We start from the raw sequence: 22,223 nt of genomic DNA on the forward strand, positions 1-22,223 counted from the left end.
TCACCCTCRCCTCCGATCACCGTCAAGGAGCACCTATGCGCACCGGATCCCTCAGCATCCTCGGAGCAGCCGTCTGGGACGGCGAGCGCTTCGAGGAGCGCGACCTGCACATCGTCGACGGCCGCGTCGCCGATCGCCCGGCCGACGGCGCGACGACGGTGGGCGGTCATGGCCGCTGGCTCATCCCCGGCCTCATCGACGCACACTTCCACGCCTACGCCACGAGTCAGGACGGGCTGGAGGACGAGCGCGGCCCGCTGAGCTTCGCGGCGATCAACGGGACCCGCCGTCTCGGTGCGGCGCTGCGACGCGGCTTCACCACCGTGCGCGACGTGGCAGGCGGCGACATCGGCCTCGCGCGCGCGATCGATGCCGACCTCTTCGACTCGCCGCGCTACCTGTTCACCGGCCCCGCGCTGAGCCAGACCGGCGGCCACGGGGATCCGCGCTCCGCGCACATCGACATCTGCTTCACGCACGGACACATGTGCGAGATCGTCGACGGGGTCGAACCGTTGCGCCTCGCCGTCCGGAACCGGCTGCGCACGGGCGCACACGCGATCAAGGTGATGACGTCCGGCGGAGTGTTCTCGCTGACGGATCCGATCCGGGTGCCCCAGTACTCCGAGGAGGAGCTGCGGGCCGTCGTCGCCGAAGCCACCCGGCAGCAGTCCTACGTCGCCGCCCACGCGTACTCCGCGGAGGCGGTGCGGCACTCGATCGACAACGGCGTCCGGTCGATCGAGCACGGCAACCTCATCGACTCCCCGACGGCGCAGCGCATGGCCGAAGCGGGCGCCTTCCTCGTTCCCACGCTCGCCGCCTACGACGCCATGGACCGACGCGGTGCGGGGATCGGCCTCAACGCCGTCTCCCTCGCCAAGAACGCCGAGGTCCTCTCCCACGGACAGGAGGCGGTGCGTCTCGCACTCGCCGCCGGCGTCCCGGTCGGTTTCGGCACCGATCTCATGGGCGAGCTCGAGGACGATCAGCTCTGCGGGGTGCGTCTGCAGGTCGAGGCGGCCGGCGCGGCGGAGACGCTGCGATCGATGACCACGGTCAACGCCGCCCTCATCCGCGACGAGCGCGCCGGACGCCTCGGCCTCGGCGCGTACGGCGACGCCGTGCTGCTGACGGCCGACCCCCTGGCCGAGCCCTCGGCGCTGTGGGAGCAGGACGCGCGCGCTCTCGTGGTGCGCGCCGGGCGTGCCGTCGGCTGATCCGCCGGCGGCAGAGCTGATCCGCCGAGGACGGAGAAGGGGCGGCCGCCCGTCGTCGGGCCGGCCGCCTCACTCGTGCTCGCGCCTCAGCGGGCGAACGCACCCCACTCGGTGGAGCGGCCGGCCTCGCTGCGGGTCTGCGGCACGTGCCACGGGTTGTCGTCGCGCAGCGGCGGCGGAAGCAGCTCCTGCGGCGCGTTCTGATACGCCACTCCACGCAGGAACCGGGTAATGCCGGCCGTGCCCACGCTGGTCGCATCGGTGGTCGTCGCAGGGTAGGGGCCGCCATGCTGCATCGCCGGAGTCACTGAGACGCCCGTGGGCCAGCCGCCGAACAGCACGCGGCCGCTCGTGGCAGCCAGGGCGTCGACGAGCACGTCCAGGGATCCGTCGGCCAGCTCGGCCGGACGCGCGTGCACGGTGGAGGTGAGGTTGCCGGGGAACAGCTCCTCGTGCACCGCAGGCAGCGCCGATGCGTCGGTGTAGCGCACGATGATGGACAGCGGTCCGAACGACTCCTCGAGCAGTGCCTCTCGGTGTGAGCGGAGCGTTTCGAGGTCAACGGCGACGACCGTGGGCGTGGCGTGGCGCTGTCCTTCCTCGTCCTCGTGGACCTCGCCCTCGGCGAGGACGGTCGTGCCTTCCGCGCCGAGCACGGCGGACCTGCGGCCCTCGAACGCCCGCCCGATGCCGGGGTTCAGCAGGCGGTGCTCTGCCACACCCCCGACCGCGGGTGCGACCGCGGACAGGTCGGCGTCGGCCGGCACGAACAGGAAGCCCGGCTTCGTGCAGAGCTGACCGGCGGATCCGGCCACGGACGCGACGAAGCCCTGCAGCAGCTCGGCATCGGCGTACGTCGCGTACACCGGATTCACGCTGCCCAGCTCGCCGTAGAACGGGATCGGCCGTGGGCGGGCGGCGGCGATGTCCGCGAGCAGACGCCCGACGTGCGTGGAGCCGGTGAAGGCCCCCGCGCGGATCCGCTCGTCCTGCAGCAGGTCGACGCCGTTCTGCTGCCCCTCGATGAGCTGGAACACGCCCGTCGGCATCCCGGCGCCTTCGAGTGCCGCCGCGGCGATGGCGGCCGTGCGCCGGGACAGCTCGGGGTGCCCCGAGTGCGCCTTGACCACGACCGGGCAGCCCGCGGCGAGGGCCGCCGCGGAGTCTCCGCCGGCGACCGAGAACGCGAACGGGAAGTTCGACGCCGCGAAGTTCAGCACCGGTCCGACCGGCTCCAGCACGCGGCGGACGTCCGGACGCGGGCCGATCACGTAGTCGGGATCCGCCGCGTCGATCCGCGCGTCGAGGTAGGCGCCGCCGGCGATCGTGTCGGCGAACAGGCGCAGCTGCCAGGAGGTGCGCTTCACCTCGCCCGTGAGCCGCGCCTCGGTGAGGCCGGTCTCCCCCATCGCGATCGCGATGAGTTCTCCCGCGTGCGCGTCGAGGGCGTCGGCGACCGCGACGAGCGCGGCGCCGCGATCGGTAGGCGACGTGGCGGCGAAGGCGCGGGCCGCGGACGCCGCCCGCGCGGCGACCTCGGACACGGTGGGCGTGCTCTCAGACATGCATCTCCTCCTAGAAGACGAAGCCCTCGGGGAACGGGTCGTCCCCGTCGAGGATGTACTGGCCGAGCCCGGTCACCCAGGCTCGGCCGGTGATCGTGGGGATCACGGCGGGCCTGTCGCCCACGCTCGTCTCGCCGACCAGCCGGCCGACGAACTCCGTGCCGATGAACGACTCGTTCACGAACGGCGTGTCCAGTGCGAGCTCACCGCGAGCGTGCAGCTCGGCCATGCGGGCGCTCGTCCCGGTGCCGCAGGGCGACCGGTCGAACCAGCCGGGGTGGATGGCCATGGCGTGACGCGAGCGGACAGCGTCGGATCCTGGCGCGATGAATTCCACGTGGTGCACGTGGTTCGCGCCCTCCAGCAGCGGGTGCGCGGGTGGGGCCTGCGTGTTGATTGCGTCCATGATCTGCAGGCCGGCGCGGACGATGTCGCCCTGCCGAGCGCGATCGAACGGCAGCCCGACCTCGTCGAGGTCGACGAGTGCGTAGTAGTTGCCGCCGAACGCGACCGAGTAGGTGATCTCGCCGATCCCGGGAACCTGGATCCTCTCGTCGAGACGGTCCACGAAGCTGGGCACGTTCTCGATCGTGACGTTCACGGCGCGTCCCTCCTCGACCGAGACACGCGCGATCACGAGCCCCGCCGGAACGTCCAGCCGGATCTCGGTCACCGGCTCCGTGACCTCGACCATGCCGGTCTCCACCAGCACGGTGGCCACTCCGATCGTGCCGTGCCCGCACATCGGCAGGAATCCGGATGCCTCGATGAACACCACACCCCAGTCGGCGTCGTCGCGCGCCGGCGGCTGCAGGAGCGCGCCCGACATCGAGGCGTGCCCGCGCGGCTCGTTCATGAGGAAGCCGCGCAGCCCGTCGAGGTRCTCCATCGCGTACAGGCGGCGGTCGTTCATCGTCGCGCCGGGGATCCGGCCCACACCGCCCGTGACGACGCGGGTCGGCATGCCCTCCGTGTGCGAGTCGACGGCCTGCAGCACCCGGCGCGCGCGCATCAGCGGACTCCGGCGAGCCGGGCGTGCAGACGCCGGAGCACGGACGGCGTGCGCATCAGGCGACGACCGCCGAGCGCGCGGCGAGGGCAGCCAGGGCGCGCTCGGTATCGGCGGTGACCTGTGCGCGCTGCTCGGCGCTCAGCGGGCCGCGCGGCGGACGGGTGGGGCCGCCGTAGGAATTGCCGCAGATGTCCATGGAGAGTTTGATCGCCTGCACGAACTCGGTGCGCGAGTCCCAGCGGAACACGGCGACGAGCTGCTCGTACAGGGCCTTGGCCTCGTGCCATTTGCCGTCGGCGCAGAGGTTGTAGAGCTCGACCGCCTCGCGCGGGAACGCGTTCGGGTAGCCGGCGAACCAGCCGACGGCGCCGTTCACCATGAGCTCGAAGAGCACATCGTCGGCCCCCGCGATGATGTCGATGTCGCAGAGCTCCTTGATCTCGTAGACGCGGCGCACATCGCCGGAGAACTCCTTGATGGCCACGACCTCTGGGATCTGGGCGAGCTTCGCCACGAGCGCCGGCACCAGGTCGACCTTGGTGTCGAAGGGGTTGTTGTAGGCCATGATCGGCAGACCGGCCTTCGCGACCTCCTCGTAGTGCGCGATGACCTCGCCCTCGTTGGCGCGGTAGATGGTCGGCGGCAGCAGCAGCACGCCGTCCGCACCGTCCTCGCGAGCCAGCTCGGCCCACTTCCGCGCCTGGTGGCTGCCCACGCCGTGCACGCCGGCGATGACGATGCCACGGCCGTCCACGGCCTCGACAGCGACCTGGATGACCTTGCGGCGCTCCTCGTCGGTGAGCGAGGAGTACTCGCCGAGCGAGCCGTTCGGACCGACACCGCGGCAGCCGTTGGACATCAGGAAGTCGACGTGCTCGCCGAACTTGTCGTAGTCGACGGCGAGGCCTGCGGGCGCCGAGGAGTCCTCGGTGAACGCGAGGGTCGTCGCGACGACGACGCCGCCGAGGTCCATGGTCTGCTCAGTCATTGCGATGTCCATTCTCTCCTGTGCCCGGCCGCCGTGGCCGGGTACTCGTGGGTGGTCCGTGTGCTGCTCGTCGGCTGGTCGCTGACCACTCCGAAATGCGTCGCGACGTCTTCGTCGCGGTAGTATGTAACATATCACCCACTACAACGAGTGAACAAGATCCTCCATGTGGGTCAGTCCGCGAGGTCCGAGCGGGTCGCGGCGAGCTCGCCGATCCGCACCGAGGACAGCACAGGACGGCGGTCGTAGCCGACCAGCGCGCCCACGATGTCCTCGACACTGCGGCCGCAGGTGCGCCCCTGGCATGCGCCGAGGCCCGCACGCGTGGCGAGACGCATCCCCCGCGACGAGACGTCGGCATACTCGTCGAGCGTCCGCCGGCGCACCGATTCGCAGCGGCACACGATGGTCTCCGCGTCCAGCCAGGCGGTCCAGCCGGATCCGATCCGATGCGTCTGAAGCCGGGCGGCGAAGGCGCGCATGCGACGGCGCTCGGCCAGCGGCGCCCGGTATCGGATGTCCACCGGGGCGACCCCGGCCGCGGCGAGACCTGCCACCGCCCCCTCGGCGAGCGCCGCGTCGGCCCCGCCGATGCCGGTGATCTCCCCCGCGGCGTAGACGTCTTCGACGCTCGTGTCCTGCTGGGACCCGACGCGCACGAATCGGTCGGATCCGATCTCGCATCCTGCCTGGATCGCCGCCTCGAGCCGGGGGGTGAAGCCGTGGCCGAGCGCGACGGAATCGCATTCGATCGTGCGCTCGCTGCCCGGGATCGGGCGCCAGTCCCGGTCGATGCGCTGCACGGTCGCCGCTTCCACGGCTGTGCCGCCGTGGATGCGCGTGACCGCCGCGCCGAAGCGGTACGGCGTGCGGTGCGCCGCGAGCGAGCCGAGATACGAGGCGAGCTCCCCGGCCTTGGCGGTCGCGGCGGCGAGCTCCCACGGGCGCCGCCCCCAGCCTCGCGCGACGGCCGTGATGCTCGCCGCCTCCACGACCTCGGCCACCTCCCCTCCGACGCGGCCGATGCTCTGCGCGACGGGGAGCAGGAACGGGCCCGCCCCGCCGAGGACCGTGCGCGTGCCGAGCCGCACCCCGTCGCGCTTCGCGAGCGCCTGTGCGGCGCCGGCCGAGGTCACGCCGGGAAGCGTCCAGCCGGGCACCGGCAGCACGCGGTCGTGCGCACCGGTGGCGATCACCAGGGCGTCGGCCAGGACCGTCTCACCGCGGCGCTGGGCGGCGTCCGCGGGTCCGATGAGCGCGTGCACGCGCAGGGGAGCCCCCGGTTCGATGCGCCACACCGAGGCGGAGGAGAGCACGCGCACGCCCTCGAGCTGCTCCTGCAGCGATCCGAACCGCTCGGTCTGGTGCTGCAGGTGCGGATCCGTGATCCCGGGGTGGTGCCGCCAGAACTGTCCGCCGACGCGCTCCCCCTCGTCCAGGACCGTGACCGCGGCACCGGCCTCGACCGCGGCCGCGGCCGCAGCCAGCCCCGCMGGCCCCGCACCGATGACCACCACGCGYCKCGCGCTCATGCCCGKCCCTCCCGCTCGACGACATCGCCGTCGCACGCCGCGCGCTGACAGGCGCGGACGCCCTCCACGCCGTTGACCGTGACGACGCAGTCCTGGCAGATGCCCATGCCGCAGAAGATGCCCCGCTGCTCTCCCGCCGCCGTGCGCCATGTGCGCCGGCCGGCGCCCAGCAGCACACCGGCGATGGTCTGCCCGTCCCGCCCTTGCACGGCCGCGCCGTCCACGATGATCTGCACGCTCACGCGGCGGCCTCCTTTCCTGGTGCGCCCGTACTGCGTCTCTCGACGCCGCCCTGGCCCCGCCCGTCGGAGCCCTGCAGGCTCGCCCGCGAGGGCAGGAACGGCGTGGGATCCAACGGCGCGGGGGTACCCAGCACGGCGTGCGTGATGAGTGCGCCGGTGGTCGGCGCGAGTCCGATGCCCGCCCCCTCGTGTCCCGCCGCGTGGAAGAGTCCGGCGATGGTGGCATCGGCGCCGATCGCCGGCAGATGATCCGGCGCGTACGGGCGGAAACCGTAGTAGGTGCGCAACAGCATGGTGTCGCGCAGGAACGGGAACAACCGCGTCGCTTTGGCAGCGATCTCGGACAGCGGCGCGAGCAGGCCGTCGCCCGAGAAGCCGACGCGCTCCCGGCTGGATCCGATCAGCACGGTGCCGGACGGCGTGGACTCGACCACGGTCGATGTCTGCAACGCGGCGTCGCCGGATCCGACTGCACTCACGTAGTCGGCGTCGTAGACCTTGTGGAACACCCGCTGCGGCATCGCCGCCGTGACGAGGATCGTGCCGCGGCGCGGCCGGATGTCCAGCACGCTGCCGAACAGCGCCGCCGTCTCTCCCGCCCAGGGGCCGGCGCAGTCGACCACGGCGTCGGCCTCGACCAGCCCGCCCGCCGTGCGCACCCCCGTCGCACGTCCCGCCACGACGACGCCCGCGACGACCTCTTCCACGATCAGCCGCGCGCCGAGGTGCACCGCCCGGGCGAGCATCGCCTGCGTGGCGAGGCTCGGCTGCACCTGCGCATCGTCGGGGTAGTGCACGCCGAGAGCGATCTCCGGGCTCAGGTGCGGCTCGGCGGCGCGCACGGCTACCTCCTCGAGCGCTTCGGCGCGGATGCCGATGCCGTGCTGCGAGACCGCGAAGGACCTCAGCGCGTCGGCGCCCCCGGGGAAGGCGACGACGATGCCGCCCTTCGCCTCGAACTCGGTCGCGGGCTGACCGGGAACGCGATCCGCGTCCAGGCGCTCGGCCAGGGCGCGCCAGGCGCGGTTCGCCTCGATCGCGAGATCGGCCTCCGGTCCCGGTTCCTTGTCGGAGACGAGGATGTTCCCCTCGCACCGGCTCGAGGTCTCCCCCGCGACACCGCTGCGATCGATGACGATCACTTCGGCGCCCGCTTCGGTCAAGGCGAGTGCGCATGCCGCGCCGATCGCCCCGGCGCCGATCACGACGACCCTCATCCTCAGCCGCCGAGGTACGCGTCGACCACGCGCGCGTCGGCGGCCAGCTCCGCGGCCGAGCCGGAGAGCGTCGCCCGACCGGTCTCCACCACGTATGCGCGGTCCGCGATCCGCAGCGCAGCGCGCGCGTTCTGCTCGACGAGCAGCACGGTCGTGCCGTGCGCATTCACCGCCTGGATCGTCTCCATGACCTGCTTCACGACGAGCGGCGCGAGCCCCATGGATGGCTCGTCCAGCAGCAGCAGCTTCGGACCTCCGATGATCGCGCGCCCGATCGCCACCATCTGCTGCTCGCCGCCCGAGAGCGTGCCGCCCTGCTGCTTGCGGCGCTCAGCCAGTCTCGGCATGAGCGCGTACACCTGATCGACGCGCTGGGCGATCAGCTTCTGGTCCCGCACGGTGTAGCCGCCGAGCAGCAGGTTCTCGTGCACCGTCATCGTGGAGAAGATCCGCCGTCCTTCCGGCACGTGCACGAGTCCCGCGGCCACGATGTCCCACGGCTTCGCGGTGGCGAGGTCCATGTCGCCCCAGCGCACCGTGCCGCTCTTGGGCCGTACGAGCCCGGAGAGCATGTTCATCGTGGTCGACTTGCCGGCGCCGTTGTTGCCGAGCAGGCAGACGATCTCGCCCTCGTGCACGTCGAAGCTGAGCTCTCGCAGCGCGTGGACGCGGCCGTAGTAGACGTCTGCCGCCTGGACTGTGAGCGAGCTCATGAGCGCTTCCCCTTCTTCGTCGTGCCGTCGCCTTCGAGCAGGGACAGGTCCACCGTGCCGGTCTGCAGCTTCGTGGCGTCCAGCGGCTCGTCCTCGACACCGAGGTACGCCTCGATCACGATCGGGTCGTGCTTGATCTGCTCCGGCGTTCCGACGGCGATCTCCTTGCCGTAGTTGAGCACAACGATGCGCTCGGCGAGCTCCATGATCAGCCCCATGTCATGCTCGATCAGCACCACCGCGACGCCGAGGTCCCGGATGCGCCGGATGAGCTGCATGAGCGCCTGCTTCTCGCTGAAGTTCAGACCCGCCGCCGGCTCGTCCAGCAGCAGCAGCTTCGGACTCGTGGCCAGCGCCCGTGCGATCTCCACGCGGCGCTGCTCGCCGTACGGCAGCTGCGTCACGTAGAGGTTCTCGTCGTCCGTGAAGCCGACGAAGTCCAGCCAGCCGCGCGCCGCCTCGGCACAGGCGAGCTCGGCACGGCGGTAACCGGGAGTGTGCAGGAAGGTCGCCCAGAAGCCCTCGCGCAGGTTCGCGTGCATGGCGGTCTTGACGTTGTCCAGCACGCTGAGCTCGCGGAACAGCCGCAGGTTCTGGAACGTGCGCGCCATCCCCCACTTCGTCACCCGCGACGGCAGCACCCGGTAGAGGCCGAAGCTCTGCAGCAGGTCCACCAGGCGCAGCTTCCGCAAGAAACCCGGTGCCTGGCGCACGATGTCGTTGCCGTCGAATACGACGGATCCGGACGTGGGCAGATAGAACCCCGAGATGCAGTTGAACGCGCTCGTCTTCCCCGCTCCGTTCGGCCCGATGACGGCGAGGATCTCGCCCTCCTGCACGGAGAAGCTCAATCCGTCGACGGCCTTCACGCCGCCGAACTGCAGTCGCAGGTCCGAGACCTCCAGCAGCGCGCTCATCGCGTCTCACCCTCTTCCGCCGTCGCGTCCTCCGCCTCGACCGGCGTCTCATCCTCGTCGACCGGCACCGGCGACAGGAAGCCCTGGGTGGGCGGCGGCACGGGTCTCCGCTTCTTCAGCCACGGCAGGATCGCCGTGGAGGGCCAGAGCCCCGCCGGGCGGAACAGCATCACCACCACGAGCAGCAGGCCGAAGATGAGGAAGCGCCACTCCGAGAAGTCGCGCAGCAGTTCGGGGGCGAGCGAGACGAACAGCGCACCGATGATCACACCGGGGGTGGAACCCATGCCGCCCAGGACGACCGCCATCAGGATCAGCGCCGAGTAGAGGAACTGGAAGCTGTTCGGGCTGATCGCGCTGAGGTGCGTCGCCATGAGCTGCCCCGCCACACCGGCCCAGACCGCGCCGATGATGTAGGCGGAGATCTTCGCGAGGTAGGTGTTGATCCCCATCGCCTCGGCGGCGTCCTCATCGTCGCGGACCGCCTTCCAGGCGCGCCCCATCTTGCCCTTGGCGAGCCGGCCCGCGCCGATCACGCCGACGAGCACGACGATCGCCGCGACGAAGTAGTAGAAGAGCACCCGCTGCGGGAAGACCAGTCCGCCGATCGTGAGGCCGTCGGCGAAGCTCCAGCCGCCGAAGCTCCACGTCGGGATGCCGTGGATGCCGGAAGGGCCGCCGGTGATCTTCAGATTGTTGGCCGTGATCCGGATGATCTCGCCGAAGCCGAGTGTGACGATGGCGAGGTAGTCGCTGCGCAGACGCAGCGTCGGTGCGCCGATGATGATGCCGGCCACCATGCAACACAGGATCGTCGCCGGAAGAGCCATCCACATGGGAAGTCCCACCACGGTGGTGAGGATGCCCGAGACGTAGGCGCCGACTGCGAAGAAGGCGATGTAGCCCAGGTCCAGCAGACCCGCGTAGCCGACGACGACGTTGAGCCCCATGCAGAGCATCACGTAGATCAGCGCGCTGGTCGCGATCGACATCGTGTACCGCGAGGCATCGATGAACGGGAGCACGGCGAGGAGCACGATGCACACCCCGCCGAGGGCGCGCAGGAAGCCCTGCTGCGAGGAGAGCACGCCGCGGGGCGCAGACGGACGGTCGAACAGCGGCGAGGGCGCGCGCAGCTTCGCGTCGCGCAGCGCCGAGGTCACGGAGCCTGGGGTTGCGGTGCCGGACATGTCACATCCTCTCGACGACGCGGGCGCCGAGCARCCCCGTCGGTTTGAAGGTGAGGAAAAGGATGAGGAACGCGAACGAGAACACGTCGCGCCATTCGCCGCCGAACCATGCGGATCCGAACGACTCCAGCAGGCCCAGCAGCAGTCCGCCGAGCATCGCGCCGTAGAGGTTGCCGATGCCGCCGATGACCGCCGCGGTGAACGCCTTCAGACCGATGATGAATCCCATCAGGAAGTCGATCGAGCCGTAGTAGGCGCCGGCCATCACGCCGGCGGCTCCGGCGAGGGCGGATCCGATGAAGAACACGGTCGCGATCACGCGGTTCACGTTGATGCCCATGAGCTGCGCGCCCTGCGGGTCCAGCGCGATCGCGCGCATCGCCCTGCCCTGACGGGTGCGCTCGACGATGTGCGCGAGCACGAGCATCAGGCCCGCGGCGATGATGACCAGCACGATCTGCGCCGGGGTGATCCGCATGCCGAGGAAGTCGAAGCCGGCGGACTCCAGCCGCACCGGGAACGCCTCGGGGTTCGGCCCGAAGATCTGCCGCACGGCGTACTCCAGGGTGAACGAGACGCCGATCGCGGTGATCAGCACGGCGAGCCGTGGGCTCTTGCGCAGCGGACGATAGGCGATCCGCTCGATGCCGACTCCGATGAGGCCGGTGGTCACCATGGACAGCAGCAGGATCACCAGCAGCAGCGGGATCGAGCTCTCATTCGAGATCCCGAAGGCCGAGAGCGTCGCGAAGCCGGCGAACGCGCCGAGCATGTAGATGTCACCGTGCGCGAAGTTGAGCAGCTTGATGATCCCGTAGACCATGCTGTATCCGAGCGCGACGAGGGCGTAGAACGAGCCGACGATGAGGCCGTTCCAGATGAGTTGCATCACGAGGATGTCCTTTCCGGGGTGAGCGAAGGCCGTACGGGGGCGATCCGCGAAGATCGCCCCCGCGGTCGGCTCAGCCCTGGAGGTTGTCCTTGAGGACGAACTGGCCGGAGGACGGATCGATCGAGACGATCACGAAGCCGCCGCCCGACCGGGTGTGGTCGGGCATGAACGTGAGTGGACCTGCGAGCGTCTTGAAGTCCTTGAGTCCCTCGAGCGCCTTGACCACACCGTCGAACTTCGTGCCCTTGGCCGTCTTCATCGCCTCGGCGACCACCTTGACCGCGTCGTAGGACTGGGTCGAGTACGGRCCGGGGTCGGCWCCKGCGAGCTTCTTGTAGTCGGCGATCCACTTSTCGGCGCCCTTGAGCATGTCSGGCGTCTGSGTGAAGGTGCCGAGCACGTTCTCGGTGTARCCCTTGCCCGCGATCTCGGCAAACTTCGCGTCCACCGATCCGTCGCCGACGAGGAAGGACCCGCTGAAGCCGGCGTCCTTGGACTGACGGGCGATCAGACCGCCCTCCTGGTAGTACCCGGTCCAGTACACGAGGTCGGGCTTGGCGCCGGAGAGCTGGGTCGCCACGGCGGAGTAGTCGTTCTCACCGGGCGTGATCACCGCATTGAAGTCGACCGTGAGGCCCGCGTCCTTCGCCTGCTGCGCGAACGAATCGGCGAGATCCTTCGAGTAGGCGGTCGCATCGTTGATCGCCGCGACGGTCTTCGCTCCAGACTTCTGCGCGTACTTCACCGCCGACGCGGCCTGCTGGGTGCCCGTGCCGTTGATGAGGAACACGCCGGGGAGCTTCTGCTTCACGAGCTCGTTGGAGTTCGCCGCCGGGATCACCGTCGGGATCTTCGCCTCGTTGAAGATCGGCAGGGTCGGCAGCGTGGCGCCCGAGCAGTACCCGCCGACCGAGGCGACGACGCCGTCGGTGACGAGCTTGTTCGCGGCGGCGACCGCGGTGGTCGCATCGCACGCGTCGTCCTGCACCTCGAGCTGCAGCTTGCGCCCGTCGATGCCGCCGTCCGCGTTGATCTCGTCGATGGCGAGCTGCGCGCCGTTCTTCATGTAGTTGCCGAACGCCGACTCGCTGCCCGAGAACGGCGCGAGCATGCCGAGCTTGATCGGTCCGGATCCGCCTCCGGATCCGCTGTCGCCGCCGCTCGCGAGACCTCCGGAGCAGCCGGCGGTGGCGAGCAGAGCGCCCGCTGCGACGACGACGGAAAGTGCGCGCAGGGCGCGTGTGGTTCGGGTGTGCATGTGAGGACCTCCTGGATGCGACATTGCATTCGTGGTGAATACCATGTGACACATTACTCATGCGGAAGGCTCAGCGGAAGGGGGTCCTGGCTCAGTTCTCCTCGCGCCCGCTCCACACACCGCCGACGTGGCCCAGGTGCCGGCGCATGAGCGCCTCCGCACCGTCGCCGTCTCCGGCGACGAGCAGATCGACGAGCTCCGCGTGCTCTCGCGCGGTGGGCATGAGGGTGTCGGAGTCGGCCAATCGCACGAGCCCCACAAGGCGGGTCTGCTGACGGAGTTCACGCACGGTGTCGACGAGTTTCTGGTTTCCCGTGACCGCGAGGATGCGCAGGTGGAAGGTCGTGTCGGCCTCGAGGTACTCCTCGAAGCGGCGTTCCTGTCCCGCCGCCACGATGCGCTCCGCGAGCTCGCGGAGCTCCTTCTCGAGCGCCTCGTCGATCGCCCCGGCGACGCGCCGCATCGGCGGTGCCTCCAGCAGCAGACGCACGTCGGTGAGCTGGTTCAGCTCGTCGGCGGAGACTTCGGTGACTTGGAAGCCGCGGTTGCGGATGGGCCGGAGGAAGCCGCGCCGCGCGAGATTCAGCATCGCCTCGCGCACGGGGGTGGCACTCACCCCGAAATCRCCGGCCAGGGTGGGCACCGTCAGCACCTCTCCTGGGGGCGTCTCCCCCGACACGATCCGCGCCCCGATCATGCGCTCCACCTGCTCGCGCAGACTCTCCGCAGGAACGAGAATGGAGCCGGCACTCATGCGCGGCACCCGTCGCAAAACGTCATACGGCACATGCTAGCGCCGTGCATGCCATCATTGGCCGACGACCTCCTGCACCGAATCGAGGCCCCATGCCGATCGAGTTCGCCACCTCGCCGCGTTCCACGGTCGGACTGGAGTGGGAGCTCATGCTCGCCGATCCGGCCACCGGTGATCTGGTCGGGCGTGCTCCCGAGCTGCTGCGCGATCTGGAGGGGGCGAGCGCGGACGAGCGGCACACCGTCACCGGCGAGCTGCTGACCAACACGATCGAGGTCACGAGCGGCATCGGATCCACCGTCTCCGCCGCCGTGGCCGACATCGCCGCCGCGATCGCGGCCGTCCGCGCCGCGACAGATCCGGCCGGCATCGAGCTGCTCTCCGCAGGCAGCCACCCCTTCGCGCAGTGGTACGACCAACAGGTCACCGACAAGACGCGCTATCACTCGCTCATCGAGAAGACACAGTGGTGGGGCCGCAACATGATGATCTGGGGCATCCATGTGCACGTCGGGGTCGAAGACCGCGACAAGGTGCTGCCGATCATCGGCGCACTCACCTCGTATCTGCCGCATCTGCAGGCGCTCGCCGCCTCGAGCCCGTTCTGGGCCGGAGAGCGCACCGGCTATGCCTCGAACCGCGCCCTCGTGTTCCAGCAGCTGCCGACGGCGGGCCTGCCCTGGCCGCTCCCGGACTGGGCGGCCTACGAGGGCTACCTCGACGACATGGTGCGCACCGGGGTGATGTCCGATGCCACCGAGGTGCGCTGGGACATCCGCCCCGCACCGCGCTGGGGCACGATCGAGGTGCGCGCCTGCGACGGCATGTCGACCCTGCACGAGCTCGCCGCGGTCGCCGCCCTCACCCAGGTGCTGGTGGAGTCGTTCTCCCGTGATCTCGACGAGGGACGGACGCTGACTCCGCTCGCGCCGTGGTTCCACCGCGAGAACAAGTGGCGTGCGGCCCGCTACGGACTCGATGCCGAGCTCATCGTGTCGGCCGACGGTGCGCAGCGCTCGGTGCGGGAGCATCTGACCGAGGAGCTGGAACGGCTCGCGCCGGTGGCGGCGGATCTGCAGTGCTCGGCGCAGTTCGGCGGGGTCGCCGACATCCTGCACGGCGGCGCGAGCTATGAGCGCCAGGTCGCCGTGGCCGACGCGACCGGCGGCGATCTGCACGAGGTCGTCGAGCACCTCATCCGCGAGTTCCGCTCGGGCCCCGAGACGCTCTGAGCGGGACGAGCCCGGGTTCTCCGACGGCGATGCCGCGGCTCTCGAAAGGTCAGCCCTCCACGAGCTGGCGCGCGAGCCCCTCATCGAGCACCACGTCGGTGACCAGCCGCGCCCCGATCGCCGCCTGCAGCGACGGCAGCTTCTGCGCCCCCGCCACGACGCAGAATCGCCGCGCGACGCGGCGCAGTCGGTCCAGACCGGGCCCGGTCGCACGGGCGTTCACCGCGATGTCCTTCCAGGTGCCGTCGGCACGGAAGAACACCGTCGCCACGTCGCCGATCGCTCGATCCTCGCGCAGGCTCCGATAGTCGTCCCGGCCCAGATAGCCACCCACATAGACCCGGCTGGGCACTTCGGCGCTCGGCGAACCCACGCTGAACACGGCGAGGTCCATCTTCGCCTGCAGATCCAGCACCCGCAGCGTGCTGCGTTCGCGCCACATCGCCTCCCGTGTGCGGGGGTCGTCGAAGAAGGCGGGCACGGGGAACTGCTGCACCTGAGCGCCGAAGGCGGAACCGAAGCGCTGCAGGATCTCGCTCGAGTACTCCACGCCGCTGGTCAGCGTGTTCCCGGCGCCGTTCAGCTGGACGATGGTCGTGCCGCGGGTCTCCTTCTGCCCGAGGTCGCGGCTGACCGCGCTGATCGTCGAACCCCAGGCGAGCCCGACCACCATGTTCGAGTCGATGATCTGCGTGAGCAGGCGGCCCGCGGTCAGCGCCACGCGTTCGAGACGCTCCACCTCGGTCACGCTCTCCGGCATCGGCACGACGTGCGCGGTCACGTGCAGACGGTCGTGCAGCTGCTGCTCGAGCTCCCCCGCATGTTCGAGGGGAGAGTTGATGCGGATGTCGACGAGCCCCACTTCACGTGCATAGCTCAGCAGGCGGGACACCGAGGAACGGGAGGTCCCGAGTTCGTCGGCGATGACATCCATCGTCTTGTCCTGGAGGTAGTAGAGCCGGGCTGCGGTGAGGGCCGCGACCGCCTTCGACTGGCGCTTCCGTTCAACCATTTCGAGCCCTTCGCGTATCGATTCGACCGATTCTTGCACATTCGTGCACGGCGCTTGACCATACGGGCGGCTGGGGGAATGCTGTGAGAAATCCGGAAGGAGACGAAGATGACYGACCACGTCCACAAYGCCGCAGAACGCCCCGAGGTGACTCGCGTYCGCGAAGCGGGCCGCRCCACCGTGCTGGTGATCGGCGGCGGGATCAACGGGATCTCCACCTTCCGCGACCTCGCTCTGCAGGGAGTCGACGTGGTCCTCGTCGAGCGCGGCGACTTCGCCTCGGGAGCGTCCTCCGCCTCGAGCCATATGATCCACGGCGGCATCCGCTACCTCGAGAACGGCGAGTTCCGCCTCGTCAAGGAGTCGGTCACCGAACGCAACGGCCTTCTCAAGATCGCCCCGCACTACGTCAAGCCACTCGAGACGACGATCCCGATCTACTCGACCTTCTCGGGGATCCTGTCCGCGCCGCTGCGGTTCCTCACGCACAAGTCCGGAAAGCCGCAGGAGCGCGGCGCCTTCCTCATCAAGATGGGCCTGACCATCTACGACACCTTCTCGCGCGACGGCGGCATGGTCCCGCGGCACAAGTTCCTCGGCCGCAAGAAGTCGCTCGCCGAGCTCCCCTCGATGGATCCGAAGATCAAGTACACCGCGACCTACTACGACGCCTCCATGCACGACCCCGAGCGCCTCGCGCTGGACGTGCTGCAGGACGGTCGTGCGGCGCACCCCGGTGCAGTGGCGCTGAACTATGTCGAGGCCATCGGACACGAAGGGGACGCGGTGCTCGTGCGCGACCGCGAGAGCGGGACCGAGTTCCCGATCGCCGCGGACGTCGTCGTGAACACCTCGGGCCCGTGGACCGACCTCACGAACGAGGCCATGGGCGAGCTGACCCGCTTCATGGGCGGCACCAAGGGGTCGCACATCGTTCTGGACAACCCCGAGCTGCACGCCGCGACCCGGGGCCGTGAGATCTTCTTCGAGCACTCCGACGGCCGCATCGTGCTGATCTACCCCCTCAAGGGCAAGGTGATGGTCGGCACCACCGACATCGACGCCGACCCCCGCGAGGTGCCGCTGTGCACCGAGGAGGAGATCGACTACTTCTTCGACCTCGTGCACCACGTCTTCCCGACGATCGACGTGAACCGCGATCAGATCGTGTATCGCTTCAGTGGGATCCGCCCCCTTCCCCGCCATGAGGACACCGCCCCCGGATTCGTCTCCCGCGACTACCGCGTGGAGGTCGACAACAGCCGCGCCGTCCCGCATCTCAGCCTGGTCGGCGGCAAGTGGACCACGTTCCGCGCCCTCGGCGAGTCGCTCTCCGACCGGATCCTGGAGCTGCTGGGTCGCACGCGCGTCGTGTCGACCCTGGGTCGGGCGATCGGTGGCGGCAAGGACTACCCGCAGGACGACGCGGCGCGCGTCGCCTGGATCGCGAAGAACCTGCCCGGCGCCGGCGAGCGCGCCGAGCAGCTGCTGAAGCGCTATGGCACCCGCGCCGCCGAGGTGTGGACATTCGTCGAGCAGGGCCCGGACGCCCCGCTTGCCGGTGGGCAGCTCTCGACGCGCGAACTCGAATGGATGGTGCAGAACGAGCTGATCGTGCGCCTCGAGGATGTCATCCTGCGCCGCACCAGCCTGGCGTTCACCGGCGACGTCACCGAGGAGATCCTCGAAGAGGTCGCCGAGGCGCTCGCGCCGCTGCAGGGCTGGGACCGCGCACGCGCTGCCCACGAGATCGAACTGACCCGGGAACTGCTGAACACCCGGCACGGACTGTCCCTCGTCGCCCGCACGCGCGGGTAACGGGGTTCCGCCGCCGCCCTCCTCGGCGTCTACTCGAACACCGCATCGGCAGAGGGGCCGATGCTCTGCGAAAGGTCAATGGAGACATGCCTGAAGTGAATATGGGGCTCTATTTCCTGTCCGAACTCGTCGGAACGGCGATGCTGATCCTCCTCGGATGCGGTGTCGTCGCCAACGTCGCCCTGGCGAAGAACAAGGGTCTGGGCGGCGGCTTCCTGATGGTGAACTGGGGATGGGGCCTGGCGGTCTTCGCCGGCGTGCTCGTCTCCGCCTACTCCGGAGCCATCCTGAATCCGGCCGTCGGCATCGGACTTCTGGTCGCGAACAAGATCTCGTTCGCTCAGTTCGCCGTCGCCGCGGGCGCGGAACTGCTCGGTGCGATCATCGGTGCCGTGCTGTGCTGGCTGGCGTACAAGCAGCACTTCGATGAGGAGCCCGACCCGGCGAACAAGCTCGGGGTCTTCTCGACGGGCCCTGCGATCCGCTCCTACGGCTGGAATCTCGTCACCGAGATCATCGGCACGTTCGTCCTGGTGTTCGTGATCTTCGCGTTCGCCGACTACGGCGACGTCAAGGTCGGCACGCCGGGAGGCCTCGGCCCGCTGACGGCGCTGCCCGTCGCCCTGCTCGTCGTCTCGATCGGCGCTTCGCTCGGTGGCCCGACCGGCTACGCGATCAACCCGGCTCGTGACCTCGGCCCGCGCATCGCTCACGCGATCCTGCCGATCAAGGGCAAGGGCTCGAGCGACTGGGCGTACTCGTGGGTTCCGGTGGTCGGCCCGCTCATCGGCGGTACCATCGCCGCTCTCCTCGCTCCGGTGCTCCTGCACCTCGCGAAGTAACCCGAACCGCTATTCAAAGGAGAACTGCACATGGCTGATTACGTCATCGCCATCGACCAGGGCACGACCTCGAGCCGTGCCATCATCTTCGACCGCAAGGGCAGCATCATCGCCACCGGTCAGAAGGAGCATGAGCAGATCCTGCCGCAGGCCGGCTGGGTCGAGCACGACGCGTCGGAGATCTGGGCCAACGTCCAGGAGGTCATCGGCCTCGCTCTGACGCGTGCGCACCTGACCCGCCACGACATCGCCGCGGTCGGCATCACCAACCAGCGCGAGACCGCCGTGGTATGGGACAAGACCACGGGCAAGCCCGTGTACAACGCGATCGTCTGGCAGGACACGCGTACCCAGCCCATCGTCGACCGTCTGGCTGCCGACGGCGGCGTCGAGCGGTTCAAGCAGATCGTCGGCCTGCCGCTGGCGACCTACTTCTCCGGCACGAAGATCGCCTGGATCCTCGAGAACGTCGAGGGCGCGCGCGCCAAGGCGGAGGCGGGCGACCTGCTGTTCGGCACCACCGACAGCTGGGTGCTCTGGAACCTCACCGGCGGCGTCAACGGCGGCGTGCACGCCACCGACGTCACCAACGCCTCTCGGACCATGTTCATGGACCTGGAGACGCTGCAGTGGCGCGACGACATCCTCGAGGCCTTCGGCGTGCCGAAGTCGATGATGCCGTCGATCCGCTCCTCTTCCGAGGTCTACGGGGCCGCGGAGGGATCCTCGCTGCTGCGGGAGACCCCGATCGCCGGCATTCTGGGCGACCAGCAGGCGGCGACGTTCGGCCAGGCGGCGTTCAACACCGGTGAGAGCAAGAACACCTACGGCACGGGCTGCTTCCTGATCTTCAACACGGGCGAGGAGATCGTCCATTCGAAGAACGGGCTGCTCACGACCGTCGGCTACAAGCTCGGCGACGGCCCGACGCACTACGCGCTGGAGGGCTCGATCGCGGTCACCGGATCCCTCATCCAGTGGCTGCGCGACCAGCTCGGGATCATCGACTCCGCCCCCGAGGTGGAGGAGCTGGCCCGCCAGGTCGAGGACAACGGCGGCGTGTACATCGTGCCGGCGTTCTCGGGTCTGTTCGCGCCGTACTGGCGTCCGGATGCCCGTGGCGCGATCGTGGGTCTGACCCGCTACGCGAACAAGAACCACATCGCGCGCGCCGCGCTCGAGGCGGTGGCGTTCCAGACCCGCGACGTGCTCGACGCGGTCAACGCCGACGCCGGAGTGGACCTCACCGAGCTSAAGGTCGACGGCGGCATGGTCGCGAACGACGCGCTCATGCAGTTCCAGGCCGACGTGCTGGGCGTCCCGGTGGTCCGCCCCGTGGTCGCCGAGACGACCGCGCTGGGCGCCGCCTACGCGGCCGGCCTCGCGGTCGGGTTCTGGAGCGGCCTGGACGACCTCTCCGCCAACTGGCAGGAGGACCGTCGCTGGGAGCCGAGCATGGACGCCGCGGAGCGCGACCGACAGCTCCGGCTGTGGCGCAAGGCCGTCACCAAGTCGATGGACTGGGTCGACGACGACGTGAAGTGATCTGACGCACGAAGAAAGGCAGGCCCGGAGGAACGATCCTCCGGGCCTGCCTTTCTCATGTCTCCAACGGGATGGATCAGGGGGTCAACGCGGCCTTCACGGGAGCACTGCGGTGCAGGTCGCCGCCGAATGCGACGAGCTGGAACTGCCGCCCTCCGGCGAGATCCACCGCCTCKGCGAAGAACACGTCGCGGTGCACGCGGCCCAGCCAGGTGGTGCTGCCGTCCCCGATCTGCAGCACGTCGTAGCCGACGGCATCGGCCTGGAGATCCCAGGCGAAGCTCAGATGCCGTCGCCCGTCTCCGGCATCCCCCGCGTCGGCGACATGGAAGCCGGTCGGCGTCGATGGCTTCAGCGGTTTGCCGGCCTCCCGCAGCGACACGCGTCCGAGACGGCCATCGCCACTGGTGCGCAGCGAGATCCGCGCGACGCGTCTCCCGTGCATCTCGATCCCGCCGGTCCAGCCGTCCCAGTCCGCGGACGCCGATTTCGCCAGCGACTGCCAGTCGATCTCGGACGGTGCATCCTGCCACGTGATCCCGATGTCGATGGTCTGCAGCCCCTGCGCGCGGACGTCGACCGACATCGCCTTCGCGGCCGTCAGGTCGGTCTTGAACAGGTGGATCACGCCTCCGCCGCGCAGAGCGAGGCTGTGCCCGCTGCCGTAGCTGGCCGACTCGTCCAGCGTGACGACGAGGTCACCCTCGGTCCAGTACTGCCAGGTCAGCGCCCGGTCCGCGCAGCCCATGTTGTCCCAGCCGCCGTCACGCACCTTCGTTCCGTCGAGGAAGAATGCGGATCCGGCGCCCACGTTGAAGTCGGTGGCGATCGGCAGGCTGCCGTACGGCGAACGCTCCGTGATCCAGTGCGCGATGCCATCCCACTGCCGGTAGTCGAGGGTGTCGGTGCGATACGGGGGCGTGCGGGGCTCGAGCCGTCCGGACGTCCCCGGGTTCCCTGTCGGGCCGGACCAGAACCGCTGCTCCAAGTCGCGGTACGTCGCGCGCCCCTCCGCGGTGGACGTGGTGCCGTCCCACGATCCGTTCAGCCAGATCTGGGAGTCCACGAAGAGCGCGACCGAGGTCGGCGCAGGACGACCCGGGCCCGCCACGCTGCCGAAGTCCTCTTCGGGCCGGAACCCGCCCTTCTGGTGTTCGACGCCGGCGAAGCCCACCATGCGAGGGTCGTAGCCCGCGGCGACGGCTGATGCGGCGCTCCTGCTGAGATCGCGGTCTGCGCCGCCGGTGGTCGCCTGCCACCAGTAGTTCATGAACAGGGAATCGTAGATGGGCGCGTCCGGCGTGCCCAGCCAGCGCAGGTTGTTCTCGCTCAGCCTGTTCTCATAACTGACCTCGCCGCTGTCGAAGTCCGCCGAGTCATAGCCCTGCAGATAGAAATCGGGATCCGCGCGCTTGAGGTAGCGCAGGAAGTCCTGGAACTTCTTGATCTGCGCCGCACTGACGCTGCCCTCCTGATTGATGAACAGGCCGTCGAATCCGAAGTATTTCCGGATCTCGATCATCTTGTCCGCGACGGGGAAGGATCCGTCGCCGGACTGCACGAGGAATGCGTCGAAGTCGACGGGGCGCGGCCAGAACCAGCCACCGATGGAGCGCGCGCCGTTCTTATGCGCGGCCTCGGTCCAGCCGGGATTCGGGATGTCGATCACGCCGTACGGACGTCCGGGGGCACGCTGCCCATCGATCATCTCGATGGGTGCCGGCCCCTTGACCTGTCCGTGCCAGGTGCCCCAGATGTCGATGTACGACCAGTACCGCTGGGTGTACACCTGCGCCTCCAGGCCGATCGCCTGGTTGTGGCCCTCGTAGATGCTCCCCGCGTCGTCGATCGTGAGCGTGGACAGCTGCACGGCGGGGTCGAGATCCGGATGCGCCTGCGTGGCGGCGAAGGGCGCGATGCGCGTGGCCCGTGGGATCAGACAGCGCAGGTGCCGCGCCCACGGCGTCGTGCCGGCGTCGAAGGCGAGCAGATCATCAGCGGCCCAGCCGAACGTATAGGGCCCGGGCGGCGTTCCCCCGGATGCCGGCACAGGTGCGGCGGCATCGGTTCCCGCGGCAGGACGCGCCGCCGCGTGGGCGATCCCCGGCGCCCCGGCGAGCAGCGCTGCTAGCCCGACACCTCCGACGGTCAGGAATGTTCTGCGGTTCAGGTCAGCCATATGCACCCTCCAGGTTGCGCTCCGTTGCGTGGCGGATCCGCGTCCCGTCACTGGAGACGCGAAGCCGCGTCCAGGCTATAACGCTTTAGTGTTCG

The 22,223-nt window shown here is 69.5% G+C and carries 19 protein-coding genes; 5 read left to right on the forward strand and 14 right to left on the reverse strand.

What is annotated here, in order from left to right; all coding sequences use genetic code 11:
- The first annotated feature begins 35 nt into the window (after window positions 1–35).
- Complete coding sequence (locus AC1DMN_RS07285; protein ID WP_477229163.1) at window positions 36–1,220, forward strand: metal-dependent hydrolase family protein; 1,185 nt, start codon at window positions 36–38, stop codon at window positions 1,218–1,220.
- 86 nt (window positions 1,221–1,306) lie between these two features.
- Here AC1DMN_RS07285 and AC1DMN_RS07290 read toward each other — a convergent pair whose 3' ends face one another.
- From AC1DMN_RS07290 to AC1DMN_RS07345, 12 genes are all read right to left on the reverse strand, one after another.
- On the reverse strand, window positions 1,307–2,785 hold the full coding sequence (locus tag AC1DMN_RS07290; RefSeq protein WP_477229164.1) for an aldehyde dehydrogenase family protein: 1,479 nt from the start codon (window positions 2,783–2,785) through the stop codon (window positions 1,307–1,309).
- Between the two features lie 10 nt (window positions 2,786–2,795).
- Window positions 2,796–3,797 (reverse strand): proline racemase family protein, encoded by a 1,002-nt coding sequence (locus tag AC1DMN_RS07295; protein WP_477384042.1) that lies wholly within the window; start codon window positions 3,795–3,797, stop codon window positions 2,796–2,798.
- Between the two features lie 55 nt (window positions 3,798–3,852).
- Complete coding sequence (locus AC1DMN_RS07300; protein ID WP_440731634.1) at window positions 3,853–4,785, reverse strand: dihydrodipicolinate synthase family protein; 933 nt, start codon at window positions 4,783–4,785, stop codon at window positions 3,853–3,855.
- A gap of 173 nt (window positions 4,786–4,958) precedes the next feature.
- The gene (locus AC1DMN_RS07305; RefSeq protein WP_477229166.1) at window positions 4,959–6,317 is read right to left on the reverse strand and encodes an FAD-dependent oxidoreductase; all 1,359 of its coding nucleotides are present in this window, start codon (window positions 6,315–6,317) and stop codon (window positions 4,959–4,961) included.
- Complete coding sequence (locus tag AC1DMN_RS07310; protein WP_477229167.1) at window positions 6,314–6,559, reverse strand: (2Fe-2S)-binding protein; 246 nt, start codon at window positions 6,557–6,559, stop codon at window positions 6,314–6,316. Before AC1DMN_RS07310 ends, AC1DMN_RS07305 begins: the two co-directional genes overlap by 4 nt.
- Window positions 6,556–7,776, reverse strand: a complete 1,221-nt coding sequence (locus AC1DMN_RS07315; RefSeq protein ID WP_477229168.1) for an NAD(P)/FAD-dependent oxidoreductase — start codon at window positions 7,774–7,776, stop codon at window positions 6,556–6,558. Before AC1DMN_RS07315 ends, AC1DMN_RS07310 begins: the two co-directional genes overlap by 4 nt.
- A gap of 2 nt (window positions 7,777–7,778) precedes the next feature.
- Window positions 7,779–8,489 carry an ABC transporter ATP-binding protein gene (locus AC1DMN_RS07320; RefSeq protein WP_440731630.1) on the reverse strand — a complete coding sequence of 237 codons (711 nt, stop codon included), beginning with the start codon at window positions 8,487–8,489 and terminating at the stop codon, window positions 7,779–7,781.
- Entirely contained in the window at window positions 8,486–9,406 is a 921-nt protein-coding gene (locus tag AC1DMN_RS07325; protein ID WP_477229169.1) for an ABC transporter ATP-binding protein, read from the reverse strand. Before AC1DMN_RS07325 ends, AC1DMN_RS07320 begins: the two co-directional genes overlap by 4 nt.
- A complete protein-coding gene (locus AC1DMN_RS07330) occupies window positions 9,403–10,596 on the reverse strand; it encodes a branched-chain amino acid ABC transporter permease (protein ID WP_477229170.1) in 1,194 nt (397 codons plus the stop codon). Before AC1DMN_RS07330 ends, AC1DMN_RS07325 begins: the two co-directional genes overlap by 4 nt.
- 1 nt (window position 10,597) lies before the next feature.
- Window positions 10,598–11,485 carry a branched-chain amino acid ABC transporter permease gene (locus AC1DMN_RS07335; protein WP_440732423.1) on the reverse strand — a complete coding sequence of 296 codons (888 nt, stop codon included), beginning with the start codon at window positions 11,483–11,485 and terminating at the stop codon, window positions 10,598–10,600.
- 73 nt (window positions 11,486–11,558) lie between these two features.
- Window positions 11,559–12,746: a branched-chain amino acid ABC transporter substrate-binding protein gene (locus AC1DMN_RS07340; protein WP_477384044.1), complete on the reverse strand. Its 1,188-nt coding sequence runs from the start codon at window positions 12,744–12,746 to the stop codon at window positions 11,559–11,561.
- 91 nt (window positions 12,747–12,837) lie between these two features.
- Window positions 12,838–13,500, reverse strand: coding sequence for a GntR family transcriptional regulator (locus tag AC1DMN_RS07345; RefSeq protein ID WP_441975803.1), 663 nt, complete (start codon window positions 13,498–13,500; stop codon window positions 12,838–12,840).
- Window positions 13,501–13,592: 92 nt separating this feature from the next.
- On the opposite strand from AC1DMN_RS07345, the gene AC1DMN_RS07350 reads away from it, so the two are divergent.
- Window positions 13,593–14,732, forward strand: coding sequence for a glutamate--cysteine ligase (locus tag AC1DMN_RS07350; RefSeq protein WP_440731625.1), 1,140 nt, complete (start codon window positions 13,593–13,595; stop codon window positions 14,730–14,732).
- Window positions 14,733–14,781: 49 nt separating this feature from the next.
- Here AC1DMN_RS07350 and AC1DMN_RS07355 read toward each other — a convergent pair whose 3' ends face one another.
- Window positions 14,782–15,744 carry a sugar-binding transcriptional regulator gene (locus AC1DMN_RS07355; protein WP_440731624.1) on the reverse strand — a complete coding sequence of 321 codons (963 nt, stop codon included), beginning with the start codon at window positions 15,742–15,744 and terminating at the stop codon, window positions 14,782–14,784.
- A 108-nt stretch (window positions 15,745–15,852) separates the two neighbouring features.
- Here AC1DMN_RS07355 and AC1DMN_RS07360 point away from each other — a divergent pair, with 108 nt between their 5' ends.
- The 3 genes from AC1DMN_RS07360 to glpK all read left to right on the forward strand — a co-directional run bounded on the left by AC1DMN_RS07360 (window position 15,853) and on the right by glpK (window position 19,949).
- On the forward strand, window positions 15,853–17,562 hold the full coding sequence (locus AC1DMN_RS07360) for a glycerol-3-phosphate dehydrogenase/oxidase (RefSeq protein ID WP_477384046.1): 1,710 nt from the start codon (window positions 15,853–15,855) through the stop codon (window positions 17,560–17,562).
- An 86-nt stretch (window positions 17,563–17,648) separates the two neighbouring features.
- Window positions 17,649–18,404, forward strand: coding sequence for an MIP/aquaporin family protein (locus AC1DMN_RS07365; RefSeq protein ID WP_440731622.1), 756 nt, complete (start codon window positions 17,649–17,651; stop codon window positions 18,402–18,404).
- Window positions 18,405–18,434: 30 nt separating this feature from the next.
- The gene (gene glpK, locus AC1DMN_RS07370) at window positions 18,435–19,949 is read left to right on the forward strand and encodes a glycerol kinase GlpK (RefSeq protein ID WP_440731621.1); all 1,515 of its coding nucleotides are present in this window, start codon (window positions 18,435–18,437) and stop codon (window positions 19,947–19,949) included.
- Between the two features lie 76 nt (window positions 19,950–20,025).
- Here glpK and AC1DMN_RS07375 read toward each other — a convergent pair whose 3' ends face one another.
- Window positions 20,026–22,128: an endo-beta-N-acetylglucosaminidase gene (locus AC1DMN_RS07375; protein ID WP_477229172.1), complete on the reverse strand. Its 2,103-nt coding sequence runs from the start codon at window positions 22,126–22,128 to the stop codon at window positions 20,026–20,028.
- Window positions 22,129–22,223 lie beyond the last annotated feature (95 nt).

The organism is Microbacterium sp. 01T413_2 (genome assembly GCF_056398985.1).